The organism is Neorhizobium puerariae (genome assembly GCF_042429745.1).
Lineage (GTDB): Bacteria > Pseudomonadota > Alphaproteobacteria > Rhizobiales > Rhizobiaceae > Neorhizobium > Neorhizobium puerariae.
Genome location: NZ_JBHMAA010000035.1, coordinates 33,518 through 47,922, shown reverse-complemented (window position 1 = coordinate 47,922; position 14,405 = coordinate 33,518). Strand labels below are relative to the sequence as shown.

15 protein-coding genes are annotated in these 14,405 nt (G+C 58.5%); 7 read left to right on the top strand and 8 right to left on the bottom strand.

The features are described from left to right. A partial coding sequence (locus ACFFP0_RS27265) for a hypothetical protein (protein ID WP_377265366.1) occupies positions 1-195 on the top strand: 195 nt, incomplete at its 5' end. A gap of 87 nt (positions 196-282) precedes the next feature. On the opposite strand, the gene ACFFP0_RS27260 is transcribed toward ACFFP0_RS27265, so the two are convergent. The 3 genes from ACFFP0_RS27260 to ACFFP0_RS27250 all read right to left on the bottom strand — a co-directional run bounded on the left by ACFFP0_RS27260 (position 283) and on the right by ACFFP0_RS27250 (position 2,152). Further along, positions 283-999 (bottom strand): LrgB family protein, encoded by a 717-nt coding sequence (locus ACFFP0_RS27260; protein WP_377265365.1) that lies wholly within the window; start codon positions 997-999, stop codon positions 283-285. Next, a complete protein-coding gene (locus ACFFP0_RS27255; RefSeq protein WP_377265364.1) occupies positions 996-1,361 on the bottom strand; it encodes a CidA/LrgA family protein in 366 nt (121 codons plus the stop codon). The genes ACFFP0_RS27260 and ACFFP0_RS27255 overlap by 4 nt, the downstream gene beginning before the upstream one ends. 95 nt (positions 1,362-1,456) lie before the next feature. Next, the gene (locus tag ACFFP0_RS27250) at positions 1,457-2,152 is read right to left on the bottom strand and encodes an IclR family transcriptional regulator (RefSeq protein WP_377265363.1); all 696 of its coding nucleotides are present in this window, start codon (positions 2,150-2,152) and stop codon (positions 1,457-1,459) included. A gap of 194 nt (positions 2,153-2,346) precedes the next feature. Here ACFFP0_RS27250 and ACFFP0_RS27245 point away from each other — a divergent pair, with 194 nt between their 5' ends. Next, a complete protein-coding gene (locus ACFFP0_RS27245) occupies positions 2,347-3,279 on the top strand; it encodes a hydroxymethylglutaryl-CoA lyase (protein WP_377265362.1) in 933 nt (310 codons plus the stop codon). A gap of 229 nt (positions 3,280-3,508) precedes the next feature. On the opposite strand, the gene ACFFP0_RS27240 is transcribed toward ACFFP0_RS27245, so the two are convergent. Both ACFFP0_RS27240 and ACFFP0_RS27235 read right to left on the bottom strand, forming a co-directional pair. Then, entirely contained in the window at positions 3,509-3,910 is a 402-nt protein-coding gene (locus ACFFP0_RS27240; RefSeq protein ID WP_377265361.1) for a PaaI family thioesterase, read from the bottom strand. Further along, the gene (locus ACFFP0_RS27235; RefSeq protein WP_377265360.1) at positions 3,910-5,211 is read right to left on the bottom strand and encodes a CitMHS family transporter; all 1,302 of its coding nucleotides are present in this window, start codon (positions 5,209-5,211) and stop codon (positions 3,910-3,912) included. The genes ACFFP0_RS27240 and ACFFP0_RS27235 overlap by 1 nt, the downstream gene beginning before the upstream one ends. Before the next feature lie 1,707 nt (positions 5,212-6,918). On the opposite strand from ACFFP0_RS27235, the gene ACFFP0_RS27230 reads away from it, so the two are divergent. Continuing rightward, entirely contained in the window at positions 6,919-7,767 is an 849-nt protein-coding gene (locus tag ACFFP0_RS27230; RefSeq protein WP_377265359.1) for a DUF932 domain-containing protein, read from the top strand. A gap of 177 nt (positions 7,768-7,944) precedes the next feature. Here the strand turns inward: ACFFP0_RS27230 and ACFFP0_RS27225 are convergent, their stop codons facing one another. Then, the gene (locus ACFFP0_RS27225; protein ID WP_377265358.1) at positions 7,945-8,496 is read right to left on the bottom strand and encodes an antitoxin Xre/MbcA/ParS toxin-binding domain-containing protein; all 552 of its coding nucleotides are present in this window, start codon (positions 8,494-8,496) and stop codon (positions 7,945-7,947) included. After that, positions 8,493-8,921: an NYN domain-containing protein gene (locus tag ACFFP0_RS27220; RefSeq protein WP_377265357.1), complete on the bottom strand. Its 429-nt coding sequence runs from the start codon at positions 8,919-8,921 to the stop codon at positions 8,493-8,495. Before ACFFP0_RS27220 ends, ACFFP0_RS27225 begins: the two co-directional genes overlap by 4 nt. A 612-nt stretch (positions 8,922-9,533) precedes the next feature. Between ACFFP0_RS27220 and ACFFP0_RS27215 the strand changes: the two genes are divergently transcribed. Beyond that, positions 9,534-9,854 carry a DUF736 domain-containing protein gene (locus ACFFP0_RS27215; protein ID WP_377265356.1) on the top strand — a complete coding sequence of 107 codons (321 nt, stop codon included), beginning with the start codon at positions 9,534-9,536 and terminating at the stop codon, positions 9,852-9,854. 778 nt (positions 9,855-10,632) lie between these two features. Here the strand turns inward: ACFFP0_RS27215 and ACFFP0_RS27210 are convergent. Further along, the gene (locus ACFFP0_RS27210; RefSeq protein ID WP_377265355.1) at positions 10,633-10,764 is read right to left on the bottom strand and encodes a hypothetical protein; all 132 of its coding nucleotides are present in this window, start codon (positions 10,762-10,764) and stop codon (positions 10,633-10,635) included. Between the two features lie 591 nt (positions 10,765-11,355). Here ACFFP0_RS27210 and ACFFP0_RS27205 point away from each other — a divergent pair. The 3 genes from ACFFP0_RS27205 (at position 11,356) to ACFFP0_RS27195 (ending at position 14,313) form a co-directional block, all read left to right on the top strand. Further along, entirely contained in the window at positions 11,356-11,955 is a 600-nt protein-coding gene (locus tag ACFFP0_RS27205) for a ParB/Srx family N-terminal domain-containing protein (RefSeq protein WP_377265354.1), read from the top strand. Continuing rightward, positions 11,867-13,351 (top strand): chromosome partitioning protein ParB, encoded by a 1,485-nt coding sequence (locus ACFFP0_RS27200; protein WP_377265353.1) that lies wholly within the window; start codon positions 11,867-11,869, stop codon positions 13,349-13,351. Before ACFFP0_RS27205 ends, ACFFP0_RS27200 begins: the two co-directional genes overlap by 89 nt. A 143-nt stretch (positions 13,352-13,494) precedes the next feature. Continuing rightward, a complete protein-coding gene (locus tag ACFFP0_RS27195; RefSeq protein ID WP_377265352.1) occupies positions 13,495-14,313 on the top strand; it encodes an N-6 DNA methylase in 819 nt (272 codons plus the stop codon). The last annotated feature ends 92 nt before the right edge of the window (positions 14,314-14,405 follow it).

Below are 14,405 nucleotides of genomic sequence, written 5' to 3'. Positions count from 1 at the left end.
TCCACTCGCTTCAACTCCCCCTCCATCCGCCAGCAAAAGACGGATGGTCAGACGAAACAGGTGGGGGGTCAAAATTGGACGCCGGTCACCCCGCCAGAGGGGTCAATATTCCACGCCGAAACACAGCATGTGATCGCGCTGCGTTTAGCGCCAGCAGACAAAGTGGATCTCTACACTGAATTCGAGCCCGGTTAACCTCGGCAAGGGTCGCGCATCACAGCTAAGTGCATAGCGCCATTACGGCACTTGATTACGGTCCTGATTTCAATGGCTGAATGGTACTTACAACAATAGAGCAGCAAGGAGCGGGACGATCATGGACGTAGCAATGGCATTCAGGGCCATTCCCACACTGGCGAACACGCCCGCCAGTTCGCTCACCGAGTAGGCGCGCGCTGTGCCTATTCCATGCGAGGCCAATCCGAGTGCGAAACCCCTGGCGGCATAATCCTTGATTCCTAGACCATTCATCAAAGGGGCGACGATGATGGCTCCCACGATGCCTGTCAGAATTACAAGAACCGCTGTCATCGAGACATTCCCGCCTAGATCCTTTGAGACTGCCATCGCCACACCGGCGGTCGCAGACTTAGGCATGAATGATATGAGAATATCGCGGGGCAAACCCAACAACTCGCTCAGAGCCACGACCGAGATCACCGCAAAAAGAGAGCCACATGTGAGGCTCACAACTATCGGAAGCCAGAGCTCGCGCACATGATCCCAGTGTCTCACGAACGGCACGGCGAGTGCGACTGTAGCGGGACCAAGCGCGAAATGGACGAACTGAGCACCCTGGAAGAAGCGGGCATAGTCTACCTCGAGAGCGCTTAAGAGGAGAACCACTGCGACAATTGAAATCAATACCGGATTTGCAAGCGGATGACGATGGAGACGTTCGGAAAGGTGATCCGCGCATATCCATATACCAACTGTCACGGTGAGCCAGAGAAGCGGCGAAGCAGACAAATAAACCCATAGATCTGCCTGCAAGCTCATTGAGTCTCCCTATGCCGCTCAACCACTTTTCGCGTTTGGATGAATATCCAGACGCTCACTATCAGTGTCAAAAAGGTTGACGCGATCAGTATGAACCCGATTTTAATACCTTCAGATTGCACGGTTTGCACCATCGCCATGATTCCCACGCCGGCCGGAACGAAGAACAAGCCAAGATTGGAAAGAAGTCCAGAAGACGTCCGTTCGATGTCTTCGACAAGCCGGCCGCTCGTCCGGAACCTCAGACACACGATAAGCAGGATCATTCCAAGGACAGGCCCAGGTATGGGAAGATGGCTTCCGAAGGCTATGATCTCGCCCGTCAGCTGAAAAACGAGAAGCACGGCTAAGCCCTTGAACATCGAACGCTCTTCCGTTCACGAATTTTTCTGTCAGAGAGAATTACATTCTGCCAGAAAGAGTAACGGAAGCCGTAAGGTCCTGCAAGATATTCTGGCTAGAACCGTGCGCCCAGGCGTAGTGATAGTTCTCGCGCCGCCTTTTGGAGGCATTGAATGTGCTTGGATTGGGCTTCTGCCGTCAATCGCTGACGGTGTGTCGTCACACCGAGAGCACCGACAAGCTTCTGGTCAATACCGAATACCGGTACGCCGGTCGCGGCCGTATCGGGATCGCGCTCGCCCATCGAAATATAGTATCCCTTTTCGCGGATATCTTCATAAAACTGCCCAGGCTCACCCGAAAACGCAACCAGCACCCGCGCTGTCGCCCCACGGTCAAGCGGTAACGCCACGCCTTCCTCAAGGTGGTGGCGGAAAAGCCGGTTGGCGTGATGCCGAAACAAACATATGCGTTTCTCGCCGTCTCGAACGTAGAAGGCTGCTGTTTCTTCGAGCGCGTCAACGATCTGGCGCAGGACAGGCCGCACGTAATCAGCGAGGTTAAACGATCGCTGGTATGTTGATCCGAGCCGGAAGAGCGTCGCACCGAGCCTGAAGCGACCATCCTCCTCGCGGACTAGATAGCCGAACCGTTCGAGGGACGCCGCCAGTCGAAGAATCGTACTTGGATAAAAGCCCGTAGCGTTCGCTATTTCATTCAGCGTCAGCCGAGAGGCGCCATCGGAAAAAGCATTGAGAATCGTTAGGGCACGTTCGACAGCTTCAACCTTTTGCTCTTTTTGCGGGGTCATTTCATCCTCAAATGTTCTACCTGATAGAAATTGCATATGTTTTACGATGTATCAAGACCTGATGCTAGCTTGGATCCCGGGTTACATCTTCAATAGCGTGAGTGAATGGAATACGCAGCTGTTATCAGTTTGACGCCACCACCATTTCCGTTTAATAGAAATATATTCTATTAGAGAGAAATGGGAGAGGTTCCTTGAGCGGCGTTATCAGAGATGTAATCGTCAGCGAAGTCGGTCCGCGCGACGGCCTGCAGAGCATCAAGCGGCAGATGCCAACTGAGGTGAAGATCAGATGGATCGAGGGTCTCGCGGCATCGGGACTTAGTGAAATCGAAGTGGGATCATTCGTTTCACCCAAGCTCTTGCCACAGATGGCAGATTGCGCCGAATTGGTACGCGCTGCGAACAATATTCCAGGGCTAGGCGTTCTCGCCCTGGTCCCAAATCTTCGTGGTGCCCAGGCCGCGTTCGATGCCCGAACGCCAAAGATCACCATGCCCGTTTCAGCCTCGCAACTGCACAGCAAGGCCAACATCAACAGGACGGTGGAGGAAGCGGTAGAAGACGTCGCTCGTGTAGATGAACTTCGTAAATCTTTCAACGGCAGCTACCGCCCGCTGATCGAGGTAGGGATATCGACGGCATTCGGTTGCACGCTGGAGGGTCAAGTTTCCGAGGACTGGGTCATCGAACTTGCCGGGATGTTGGCTAGGGCCGGGGCAGACAGTATCGGCCTTTCCGATACGACCGGCTACGGCAATCCTGCCCAGGTCAAGAGGCTTTTCAGGAGGCTCCAGTCCGAGGTCGGTGACAAAGCGGGCGGAGGTCACTTTCACAACACCCGAGGACAAGGGCTGGCGAATGTCGTTGCCGCTCTCGAGGTGGATGTGACGACGTTCGATTCCTCCCAGGCCGGCCTTGGTGGTTGCCCTTATGCGCCAGGCGCGACCGGAAATATTGTGACAGAAGACCTCGTGTTCATGCTGGAAGCGATGGGTCTGCGCACTGGAGTTGATATTGAGAAGCTCATCAGCACCCGGCCGGTAATTCTTGATGGTCTTCCGGGCGAGCTCCTCTACGGGCACGTCCAAGACGCTGGCCTGCCGAAGGGTTTTAAATACGCCTAAACACCAGAGCCCTGACGCTCTCAGGCGAAATCACACTATCAAAAATTCAGATTTTCGGCGGCCAACGGGCCGCCGATTGTTTTGCAGGATATTTCACACCTGAGACGAGCGGCTCCTGGTAGCGCGTCTCTCGTTGGTCAGCGCACCAGCCGAAATAGCGCAGGCCGCGCATTGACGCTGAGGAGTCAGTCCTGAAACCAAAAAGCGGCGTCGCTTCTCTACTACGAAGTCACTGGCGATCGATAATCTTCCAAACGCCCTGTGCAGTCGCAACACATGTGTTCTCCACGAACAATTCACCTCGCATGAAGACGAGGTGCCTTGTGGATTTGACTACCTTGCAGAGAATGTCAACGGTTGTGCCGATTTCAACCGGGGCAAGGAATTGCATATCGAACTGAGCCGTCGCTTGCGCACGGTCTGGATCCTCCTGACGCGCAGTTTTACCCATGGCCCGATCGGCGAAAGTCATTAACATCCCGCCCTGTACGTAACCGGCGCGATTGCGGTGTTTGTCTTCAGCGATAAATCGAAACCGGCCCTGTCCGGGTTCGGTCGGCGTCTGCAATATCGGTCCGACGTGGGCGATGAAGCCGCTGTCCTCTTCTTCGATCCATTGTTCTTGCGTCATTAAACCGAACCTTTCAAAGGGAAGACGCCGAAGACCAGCGCTCCGACCAACATTGCTCCCATCAGTCCGGCCACCCAAAGGATCGACGACCTTTGATTCTGGCCGTAATTGATATCGAGCAAGCCAACCAGAAGGTAGGTCGAGGCAACAAGGGGACTTAACAGGTGAAGCGGCTGTCCGACGAGAGAGGCACGAGCCATTTCGGCGGGTGTGATACCATAAAATGCTGCGGTGTTCGCGAGGATCGGCAGCACGCCAAAATAGAAGGCGTCGTTTGTCACCACGTATGTCGCAGGGCCACTTAAAACTGCAGTGAACGGAGCCAGATAGGGACCAAGCCAATCAGGCGTGACATTCAGCAGGCTTTTCGACATCGCGTCGAGCATGCCTGTACCCGCAAGTATTCCCGTAAAGATACCCGCTGCGAATATCAGGGAAACAACGGATAAAACGTTGTAAGCGTGTGCCGACAGGCGCTCCTTTTGATCTTCGATTTCTGGATAATTGAGCAGTAGGGCGAGAGCCGTCGCAACCATGAATAGGATCGGCAATGGAAGTAAGCCAGCGATGAGAGCATAAATGAGGCCAATTGTAAGGGCCAGATTGACTGGCAGCATTTTGGGGCGGCGATACTCGGGAACTTCGGCGAGGTTCGTCTCGATAGCGGTGATATCCGCGGGAGATGCCTTTCCGAGACGGCGACGCTCCCTGATGCCAAATATCGTCGCGACACCGATGATGTAGGCGACCCCGACCAACATTGCGGGTATCAGAGGAACAAACACATCGCTCACATCGAGATGCATTGCACTCGCAGCACGAGCAGTCGGCCCACCCCATGGAAGAATGTTCATGACGCCAATAGACATGAGCAGAAGCGTGGCCATGTATTGCAACCTGATCCCAATCCGCTTGTAGATTGGCAGCAGTGCCAGCGTGCATATTACGTAAGTCGTCGCGCCGTCGCCATCGAGCGCAACCATGATTCCAAGAATTGCGGTGCCGACGAGAATTCTGAGCGGGTCGCCTTTCGCTACCCGGACCACAAGGCGGATCAAAGGATCGAAAAGACCCGCATCGGTCATGATACAGAAATAGATTATCCCAAAGAACAGCATGGCGGCCGTTGGGGCTAGTTTAACCAAACCGTCCATCATCATCTTGCCCATTTGAGCATCCGCGCCTGCGAACAGGCTAAAAACGATAGGCACGATCATCAGGGCAACGAGTGCGGTCATGCGACGGGTCATGATGAGCGTCATGAAACTCGCGACCATGGCGTATCCAAGGAACGTCAGCATTTAGGAAACTTTCGACTCTGTGAGGTGGGCAAAATTATGCGCGGCCAGCCAATCGGCAGGTCGGTCAAGAAAGCGATCTATGTTCTAGACGCGGATCTCAGAAGAAATGAGGGAGCGCGACCCGTGCTTTGGTACCGCCCTGGGCGAGTTCGTACTCGGATCCGTCCATTTCACGGATCGCATCACATCCACACTTTTGCAAAACTTCTCCTCCAATTCCCATCCGTTTGACAGAAATGTATTCTACTAGACGGAAATATGAATGGGGTCAAACCAATTTGGGATTTCCAAGTTCGTCAAGTAACGCGAGTTAGGCCGCGATCCAAAGTTGTCGAACTGCGGAAAATCTTGCATCTGGCGTAAACTGCGGTACCAAGGGCAGAACTCTCGCCTAATTTATGAGATAATTTCTTTTTCAACCCAGTTTTCAGAATTCTTTTCTATCTAGTAGAAAAATGGGGCGGTATAATCGTTGGAATTATCGATGCCTACACTGTGCTGGTGCCGGACGAATATGAGATAGCCGGGTTCGTTACCGATCAAAGCATTCCAGAAGGAGGAACTACTTGGCGGCAAGCTCTGGAGCGCGATTTTGTCCTCTTAGGCCCCATGCGCAGCAATCCCGTCGTAGTCGAATGCCCAACCGGCAGTTCCATAAATATGCTTATGCGATATGTTATAACGTAACATGAAGTTGCTAAAGACGAGATTTTGAACTCCCTGCCTCCTCCCGGGGCACCTTGGCTGCCGTCGTACAGGTCCCGGCGGCAGCCACTTTTTCTCGGGGGATCGCCGTCTCGGCTTTCACCGAGACTTCGATTCTGGCGTCCCGTAACACACCTGCCGCCGACCGCGGCGCAACTGAGTGCGATCTTTGTCATGAAGGAATGGATACTTTCGCCACTTGAAAAGACCTGCCTTCGATGGATTGCTCGAGGTAGGACCGTCCCGGAAATCGCTTCGCTCGAGGGCAGAAGCGTCGCCGATATCGAGAGCTTCCTGCAAAGCGCGTTGGTCGCGTTGGAGGCAAAATCGATAAAGGAGGCACTTCAGAAAGCGGACCTCGGTGAGTTCGATTGATTTGATAGACTTCTAAGGCGTCCTTACCGCTGAGAAAGCGGTGGATCTGGAGTTGTTCGGCGTCGCTCGGACGATTCCCGCAACGACGGCATCGACTTCCCGCAACGAACGCGACGGGAAACAGGTCTCCACAACCGACGACATCGCCCAACTCTTCAACCTGGTTTCGGAAAGAGGGCTCATAGCCATCCGCAGAATATTTATGTGGCCGTGAGCCACCGCCCGGTCTGGGCGGCCGTGCTCTATGCCGAGGGCACGAAGCCAGCCTGCGGCCGTCTCCGCCGATCCCGGTAACGATCGCTTGTCCGGTTCGGGTGCCGCACACCCGGCGCTGAGGCCCGTTGCGGGCCGCATTTCTTGTTTCCGCCCATGACAGCAGTGTCCGAGCCGGTCAAGCGGCCCGTGAAGCCGACGCATCTTCCGCACCAGTCCGGCTTTTGGCCGGACCCGAGAAGACCCCCACCTTCCGCGCCACGCCACTTGACAGTCCCGTCCGCCACCGTGGGGCGGGCTTTCGCCCTCCCCCCTCTGTCCGGGGGAATGTCAGAGGCCATTCCCCCGGAAAGATCGGGGAGGCTTCGCCCGAAAGGGTCCCCTTCGGGAAATGTGAAACTCAGGAGACAGAACGTGAGCATTTATACCCAGACCGCACGTTTCGACACAGGCCGCGCGCTGACCGAAACCGAGATGCGCCGCGTCGCACCGTCGATCTTTGCCGTGACCGCGCATGCGAGCCGGTCCGAGCGTTTCAAACCCATCCCGACCATCGAGGTGTTGCGCGGCCTCATGAACGAAGGCTTCATGCCGGTCGGCGCCAAGCAGTCGCGCAGCCGCACCGAAGGCAAGGCAGATTTTACCAAGCATCTCATCCGCCTGCGCCGCGTCGATGACGGTAAGGTCTACAATGTCGGGGACACGGTCTGCGAAATCCTGCTCAAGAATGCCAATGACGGGACCAGCGCCTACGAGCTTATGGCCGGGCTTTTCCGCGTCCGTTGCCTCAATTCCTTGGTGACGCAGACCGGCACCATCGACGCCATCAAGGTTCGCCATTCCGGAGATGTGCAGCACAAGGTCATCGAAGGCACCTATCGTGTTCTCGGCGAGGCGGAACGCACCCTTGCCGCACCGCAGGATTGGTCGACCTTGCGGCTGAACTATGAGGAGGCCGATATTCTCGCGGACGCCGCCCATGTCCTGCGCTTCGGAGACGACGAAGGCGAAACGACCACGCCGATCAAGGCGCAGCAATTGCTTGTTCCCCGTCGCCACGACGACCGCGCCAACGATCTCTGGACCGTCTGGAATGTGGTTCAGGAAAACGCCATCAAAGGTGGTTTGCGCGGCGTCGGCCGTGACGATCTCGGCAGGCCACGCCGTGTGAAGTCCCGCGCCGTCAACGGCATCGATCAGGATATCAAGCTCAACAAGGCCCTTTGGCTGCTCGGCGAAAGGATGGCGGCCCTAAAGGCGTGAGTAGGCAGGCAATGCGCCGCCGAGAGAGGCGGCGCATTGCCTTTCGTGCCTGCAGATCATGAGGCGGACCGCCGATGCTTGCCGTGTGCCTGGCCCTTGCCGCATACGAGCGGTGCGGACCAGGACGAGGGATGCCCCAAAGCCCCATCCCTCATACTCCCTTCCCACCCATTATGTTCAGGGGTTCGAGGACAAATCATCCTGATCGCCGGCCTTGTCGAGCTGCTCGCGTATATAGGCTTCGATGTAGCCGAAGACCTCGACCGCGCCGGCATCCGTCTCGATCAAATCGATCGGGCGACGGCCGCCGAGATGTGCGCTCTCTCTGCGCGCCCATTTCAGGATTTCACCTTCGGTGCGCAGCACCGGCCGTGCCATCTCCAGCATTCTCGCGAGGTGATGCGGCTTCGCATACCATGAGTGCGGTTTGACACTGGCCCGCCGGCGGCCGGGGACGACATCCGGCAATTGCGACGCCCGCAACTCATCTTCCGAGATATGCCGCCTGACCCAATGAGCGAGCTTCGCCAGCGACACGTTTGCCTCGCGTTCAAGATCCCCGCCCGCGCCGACTTTGCGCGTCGGTATCACCAGGCCGCGGATGACGTTCGGGCAGCGCGCCTTCAACATCTCCAGCGCCGGCGTGAGGTCGGTATCATTGGTGACGAGCACCACCTGGTCGACCTCGCCGCTCAGCGCGTCGTCGTAGAGATGAAGCGCCAGATTCACGTCCGACTGCTTTTCCTCGAGCTTCCAGACCTGGATCTTGTCGCAATCGCGCGGCCAGCGCTTCGGGTCGTCGGCGGGAACGATATGCTGATTGGCCTTATAGAGCGATAGTGGCCCATCACGAAGGACAGCCGGCCACCGCAATGCGTCGTCAAGGCGTTGTGGTATTGGGCCTGCGAAGACACCGAGTCCTCGCCCTTGGCGGCACTTTCGATGATCTTGGCCGTGAAATACTTGATCGCGCAGTCCGGATGGAGCGCCATCGTTGCCGGATCGGCATCCGGCGCTGGCCGGTAGAGGATCGACGGCAGGATTTGCGTTTCGAACAAGCTCAGGACGTCGAGCCATTTGAACGGCGTCTTGCGAAGGCAGCCATAGTAGAGATTGTAGCCGTCGATATAGACGCGTGTTCGTAACGCCGGCACTCCTACCCCCAAGACATAAAAAAACCGGCTTGCGCCGGCTTTTTACCCCAACCGCCCGGAGCCCATGTCTCTCAGGATGCTGGGTTAGTTGTTAGCTCTCAACATAGTGTCGAGTGGTCCTCCAGTCAACCCATATTGACCGCCGCCCACGCGCTGAAACTGGCGATTTCGCCGTGAATTGACCTAAAATAGGCATTCCCAAAGAAATCTGCAACGGAATGACACGGCCCTCCGCGGGCAATGAATCAGGAGAAGTGCTACCGCCCGTTCCGGTCGGCCGCGCACTATGCCGAGGGCACGGAGCCAGCCTTCGGCCGTCTCCGCCGATTCCGGCAACGATCGCTTGTCTGGCCGGGTGCTGCGCACCCGGTATCGAGGCCCGGTGCGGGCCGCCTTGCTTGTTTCCGCCCATGACATCGTCGGCCGTTCGGATCAAGGGGCAGGCGCGGCAGAGCCGCTTGTCGCGCCGGCAAAAAAACGGCTTTCCGCCTGCGGCCGAACCTTCCGTTTTTCCCCGTCACGACCCCTTGACCCGCCCGTCCGCCGCCGTGGGGCGGGCTGTCGCCCGAAAGGGGCCACCCCTTCGGGAAACGCAAACTCAGGAGACAGACCATGACCGACCTCGCTAACTTCATCCGCTTCAACGAAGACGGCACCATCAGCGGCAACATCGCCTCCATCGCCTACGATATCGACATTACCGGTGAGCCCTTCAGTAGCACCAACAAGGATGCTCCGGTCTTCCGCATCTTCGCGAAGTCCCCACGCGGGCGGCGCGTCGAACTCGGCGGCATCTGGAAGAGGAAAAACCAGAACGGCGGCGATTACTATACCGCTTCCATCAATACCGGCCATGGCAGGCTGAATGCCAATCTCGGCCGCTATCCAGGGCAGGACGACGAGGACCTGATGGCCGTCATTCCTTGGGATTGATCGCGCGATCGAAAAAACCGGCTGCCCGAAGGGGGACGGTCCCCTTCGGCGCAAACGGGCAGCGATGCGGATGGCCTTTCCTTCGATCGCGCAAGAGCGGGAGTGCCAATGACCGCCGGCGCCCGCATCGAGCGGTCGCCGGCGGTACGAGAGGAGCCCTGGACCCCTCCCCTCGTACTTCCCTGCCCACCCAAAGGAAATCGTGCTGACAGCAATCGGTCTGATGTTTAGCCAAAGTGAATTTTCCCAAGTGAAGAAGTCCGTTTTCCAGCCGCAGCGCCGCCGGGCGGCGCGGCCGCGGCCGTAGCGAGCCGCAGGCGAGCGGAGCAGGCGGAGGAAACCCGCGCTCCCCAATTGCGCCGTAGGGTTTTCCGGAGCCTCGTGGGAAACGGTCATTTTTGCCTTCGACATGACCTGACCGCCGTCGTGCGCCGTGGGAAAGGACGAGGGGTGCCCCGAGGCCCCGCCCCTCGAACTCCCCTGCCCGCCCCGGCCCAAGCGGAGCGCCACGAGCGGGGGCAGGCGATCCCGGCTCTCCCTTCGGGTCGCTATGCTGAGCCTCCTGCGGCTGCCCGCTTCCCGCTCCTCGCGCGACGAGAATTCCCGAAATCCCGCCCTCACGGTCGGCGCTATGCTGATTTCTCCGATATTCTTCATTGTCTCAGGACCGCGCCTGCTCGTTGCACGTCGCGCCGGCGCGGTCGAAGAGCTGCGTTTTCTGCCGAGCTTCGATGGCTTGGGGACGGAGTCGACTTGAACCGGCCGCCGGCGTCTGGCGCTAACGCAGTTCGAGGAACCGGAGACCCTCTTCGGTAAAGCCGACGGAAGTCGGGCTTCCTTGGGTCAATACCGGATGATGGATTTTGACCAGCTTGTGGTCGAGCAGTATCCGCAGGCGTCGCCATGGCATATCGAGCTCCTCGCCACGCGCAATATCAGCGAGGTCCGCGAGAGCGTCTTTGCGTTGCTCCGCCGTTATCGGCGGGACGTCATACCAATCTCTTGTGTGCATCGATCAACTCCGGCTCGTTGCCTTGTTGTTGCGATCATAGGCGATCGAATTTCCGGCTACCAGATCGGTCAGTGTTTGGTGCCACCGCCCGCACTGGTCGGCCGCGCTCTATGCCGATGGCACGGAGCCGGCCTGCGTCCGTCTCCGCCGATCCCGGTAACGATCGCTTGTCCAGAGGCTGCTCACGCATCCGGTGTCGAGGCCCGTTCCGGCCCAACTTTGTTGTTTCCGCCCCTGACATCGCCAGCCAGGCCGGTCAAGCGGCCCGTGAAGCTGGAGGATCTTCCGCACCAGTCCGCAAGCGGACCCGAGAAGATCCTCCACCTTCCGCGCCACGCCACTTGACAGGCCCGTCCGCCGCCGCGGGGCGGGCTTTCGCCCTCCCCCCTCTGTCCGGGGGAATGTCAGAGGCCATTCCCCCGGAAAGACCGGGGAGGCTTCGCCCGAAAGGGCTTTCCCTTCGGGAAACGCAAACTCAGGAGACAGACAATGACCGATACCCAAACCGCAACCGAGACCTTTTTCGTGCCCCTGAACAAGCTGGACGCCGACCCCAAGAACGTCCGCAAGACCTACAGCCGGGAAGGCATCGCGGAAATGGCCGCGACCATCCGCGCCGATGGCTACCGCATTTTGCAGAACATCGTCGTTCGCAAGGGCGACAAGCGAGGCCGCTTCTTCGTGACCGCAGGCGGACGCCGGCTCGCTGCCCTCAATCTCTTGGCCGAGGCCGGTGAAATCGCCAAGGATTACCCCGTCGAATGCAAGGAACGCAGCGGGGCCGATGCGACCGAAATCAGCCTGATCGAAAACACCAGCCGTGAAGCCATGCACCCGGTCCGACGAATACGAGGCGTTCCGCGTGCTCGCAGACGGCGGAAAGCCGGTCGAGGACATTGCCGCCCGCTTCGGCACGACCGAAACCATGGTGCGCAAGCGCTTAGCGCTCGCTCGCGTCTCGCCTTTCTTGCTCGACCTCTACCGCAACGAGGAAATGAGCTTGCAGCAGCTTTCCGCCTTCACCGTGTCGGACGACCACGCCAAACAAGAGGAGGTCTGGAACAGCCTGCCGTCATGGAACCGGGATAGCCGGTCGATCAAGTCTGCCTTGCAGTCGGAGGCCATGAAAGCCAACGACAAGCGTATCAAGTTCATCGGCGGCATCGATGTTTACGAGACCGCAGGGGGAACGGTCAAACGCGACCTGTTCGATGAACAGAACAGCGGCTACGCCCTCGATGTCGCCCTTGTCGAAAGGCTTGTGGTGGAGAAGCTTGAAACGGAAGCAGAAAACCTTCGTGCCGAGGGCTGGAAATGGGTGGTGTGCGTCAGCGAACTGCCACGGGAAGCGCATTACATGTCGCGCGTCTATCCCAGGAACGTCCCGCTGACCGATGAACAACAGGCTGAGTTGCGCGGGCTTGAGGAAGAATATGCAGAGCTTGCGGAATTGATCGAAGCAGGCGTTGCCGACGACGGGGCCGAGCCGCGCACTGAGGCCATTCAGGCCAGGATGACGGCCCTTGCGGCTACCGGTGAAGCCTACGACTCCGATGACCTCGCCAAAGCCGGTTGCTATGTCCTGATGGACTACTACGGCAAGCTCTCGGTTGAGCGCGGATTGATCCGGCCCGAGGCGGAGCAGGACGAACCCGCCGATGATGGGGTTGAAGGCACAAATGAAGGTAGCGAACCCCTTTCCTCGCGGGCTGGGGCGCAGCCGGAACCGTCCTTCTCGCTCTCCGCCGCACTCGTTCAGGAGTTGACGGCGCAGAAGACCGCCGCAATCCGCGCCGAGCTTGCGCACAATCCCGACGTCGCCCTTGCCGCCGTGGTTCATGCAATGCTGGCGGGCCTATTCCATCCCTATGGCAGCACAGACGAAACGTGCGTTGAGGTGAAGGTGACGAGCGAGAAGCTCGAAACCAGCATCAAGAACCCGGCGACTTGCAAGGGCATCATGACGCTGGACGATCTCAGGGAGAATTACGGCCACACCATTCCCGGCAATCCCCACGATCTTTGGGAATGGTGCCTGGAGCAGCCCACGACAACGCTTCTCGACTTGCTTGCCTACGCCGTCGCAAAGTCGGTCAACGCGCTGCAATTGCCTCACTATGAGCGCAGGAAACAGCGTGCCCATGCCGACCGGCTGGCGCAGGCACTCAAGATCGACATGACCCAATGGTTCGAACCGACCGCAGAGAATTATTTCGGCCGCATCAGCAAGACCGGGATCGAACAGGCTTTGACCGAAGCCAAGGGCGCGGATTTCGCGGCGGGCGTGTCGGGCATGAAGAAGGCGGACGCTGCGGCCTATGCCGAGCGGCAGATTGCCGGAACCGGATGGTTGCCCGCGCTTCTCAAGATCGCGCCGACGGCCGACCGGAAGAGCGAGCAGGGCGATGACGATCAACTGGCCCCGTTCGATCTGGACGACCAGCCGGAAGCCGAGAACGACCAGTTCCCCGAAGCAGCCGAATAATCGGTTGCCGCAGGTCGCGCCAGTCTCCGGCGCGTCCTGTTCCCCTCACTGAATTCCTCCTCGCCCAGCCGCGAAATGCCGCCGAGCAAATCTCGGCGATTGGCGCAGTGCGCCCTGCGGCCCCGCTCGTCTCAGGTGATCCCATGAACTCTTCCCGTCTCAAGTCCATCGTCAAACTGTTCGAAAGCTGCCGCTACAAACATGACCTTTACACCGTCTTCGGCGACTGGTGCGAATGTGCCGCCATCTCGATGAGCAACGCGGTCGATCTCACTCATTTCGAAAAGCGCGAAGCCCGCTACCTCGAAATCGCCCGCAAGTACGATGCCCGAACGATGGGCGATTTCTCGAAGATCATGGGCGAAGTGGTCATGGCGCTGGAGGAGAAGCCGCATGACATTTTGGGTGCGACGTTCCATGCGCTCGAATTGCACAACAAGGCGCGCGGGCAGTTCTTCACCCCTTATCCACTCTGCCAGCTGATGGCCCGACTGGTCGCCGGAAGTGCCGACGATATGCAGAAGGCAATTGCGGAACGCGGCTTCATGATCGCACAAGAACCAGCCGTGGGCAGCGGCGCTATGATCATCGCGCTTGCCGGGGCCATTCTTGAGGCAGGCTTCAACTACCAGCAGCTTCTCCATGTAACCGCCGTGGACATCGACCCGCGCGCCGTCCACATGGCCTACATCCAGTTCTCCCTCCTCCATATTCCAGCGACCGTGATCGTAGGTGATAGCTTGGCGATGCGGTTCCGGGAGGACTGGCACACAATGGCTCATGTCATGGGCGGTTGGTCGGGCAAGATCGGGAGAACGGAGGAAATCGCAGACGCTGGGGCTATCGCTCCGCACCCCGCAATTTCGCAAAGGGCTGTCACTGTTGCCGGCAACTCTACCGCCCACAAGCAGCCGCCATCGGAAATAGCCATCGAGAGGAACGGACAGCTCCGCCTGTTCTAGCGGGCGTGGCATCGTGTGCTGTCCGGCGACGTAGCGTCTTGCAGCACTCGTCCTTTCGAACCACTGCCATCGACATCGGGGATGTTGCTGCC

What these genes read in the sequence shown, in the direction of transcription:
- ACFFP0_RS27195 (WP_377265352.1), top strand. Translation starts at nt 13,495, where the DNA reads ATGAACTCTTCCCGTCTCAAGTCCATCGTCAAACTGTTCGAAAGCTGC.
- ACFFP0_RS27260 (WP_377265365.1), bottom strand. Translation starts at nt 999, where the DNA reads ATGAGCTTGCAGGCAGATCTATGGGTTTATTTGTCTGCTTCGCCGCTT.
- ACFFP0_RS27215 (WP_377265356.1), top strand. Translation starts at nt 9,534, where the DNA reads ATGACCGACCTCGCTAACTTCATCCGCTTCAACGAAGACGGCACCATC.
- ACFFP0_RS27205 (WP_377265354.1), top strand. Translation starts at nt 11,356, where the DNA reads ATGACCGATACCCAAACCGCAACCGAGACCTTTTTCGTGCCCCTGAAC.
- ACFFP0_RS27255 (WP_377265364.1), bottom strand. Translation starts at nt 1,361, where the DNA reads ATGTTCAAGGGCTTAGCCGTGCTTCTCGTTTTTCAGCTGACGGGCGAG.
- ACFFP0_RS27240 (WP_377265361.1), bottom strand. Translation starts at nt 3,910, where the DNA reads ATGACGCAAGAACAATGGATCGAAGAAGAGGACAGCGGCTTCATCGCC.
- ACFFP0_RS27235 (WP_377265360.1), bottom strand. Translation starts at nt 5,211, where the DNA reads ATGCTGACGTTCCTTGGATACGCCATGGTCGCGAGTTTCATGACGCTC.
- ACFFP0_RS27210 (WP_377265355.1), bottom strand. Translation starts at nt 10,764, where the DNA reads ATGCCATGGCGACGCCTGCGGATACTGCTCGACCACAAGCTGGTCAAA.
- ACFFP0_RS27250 (WP_377265363.1), bottom strand. Translation starts at nt 2,152, where the DNA reads ATGACCCCGCAAAAAGAGCAAAAGGTTGAAGCTGTCGAACGTGCCCTA.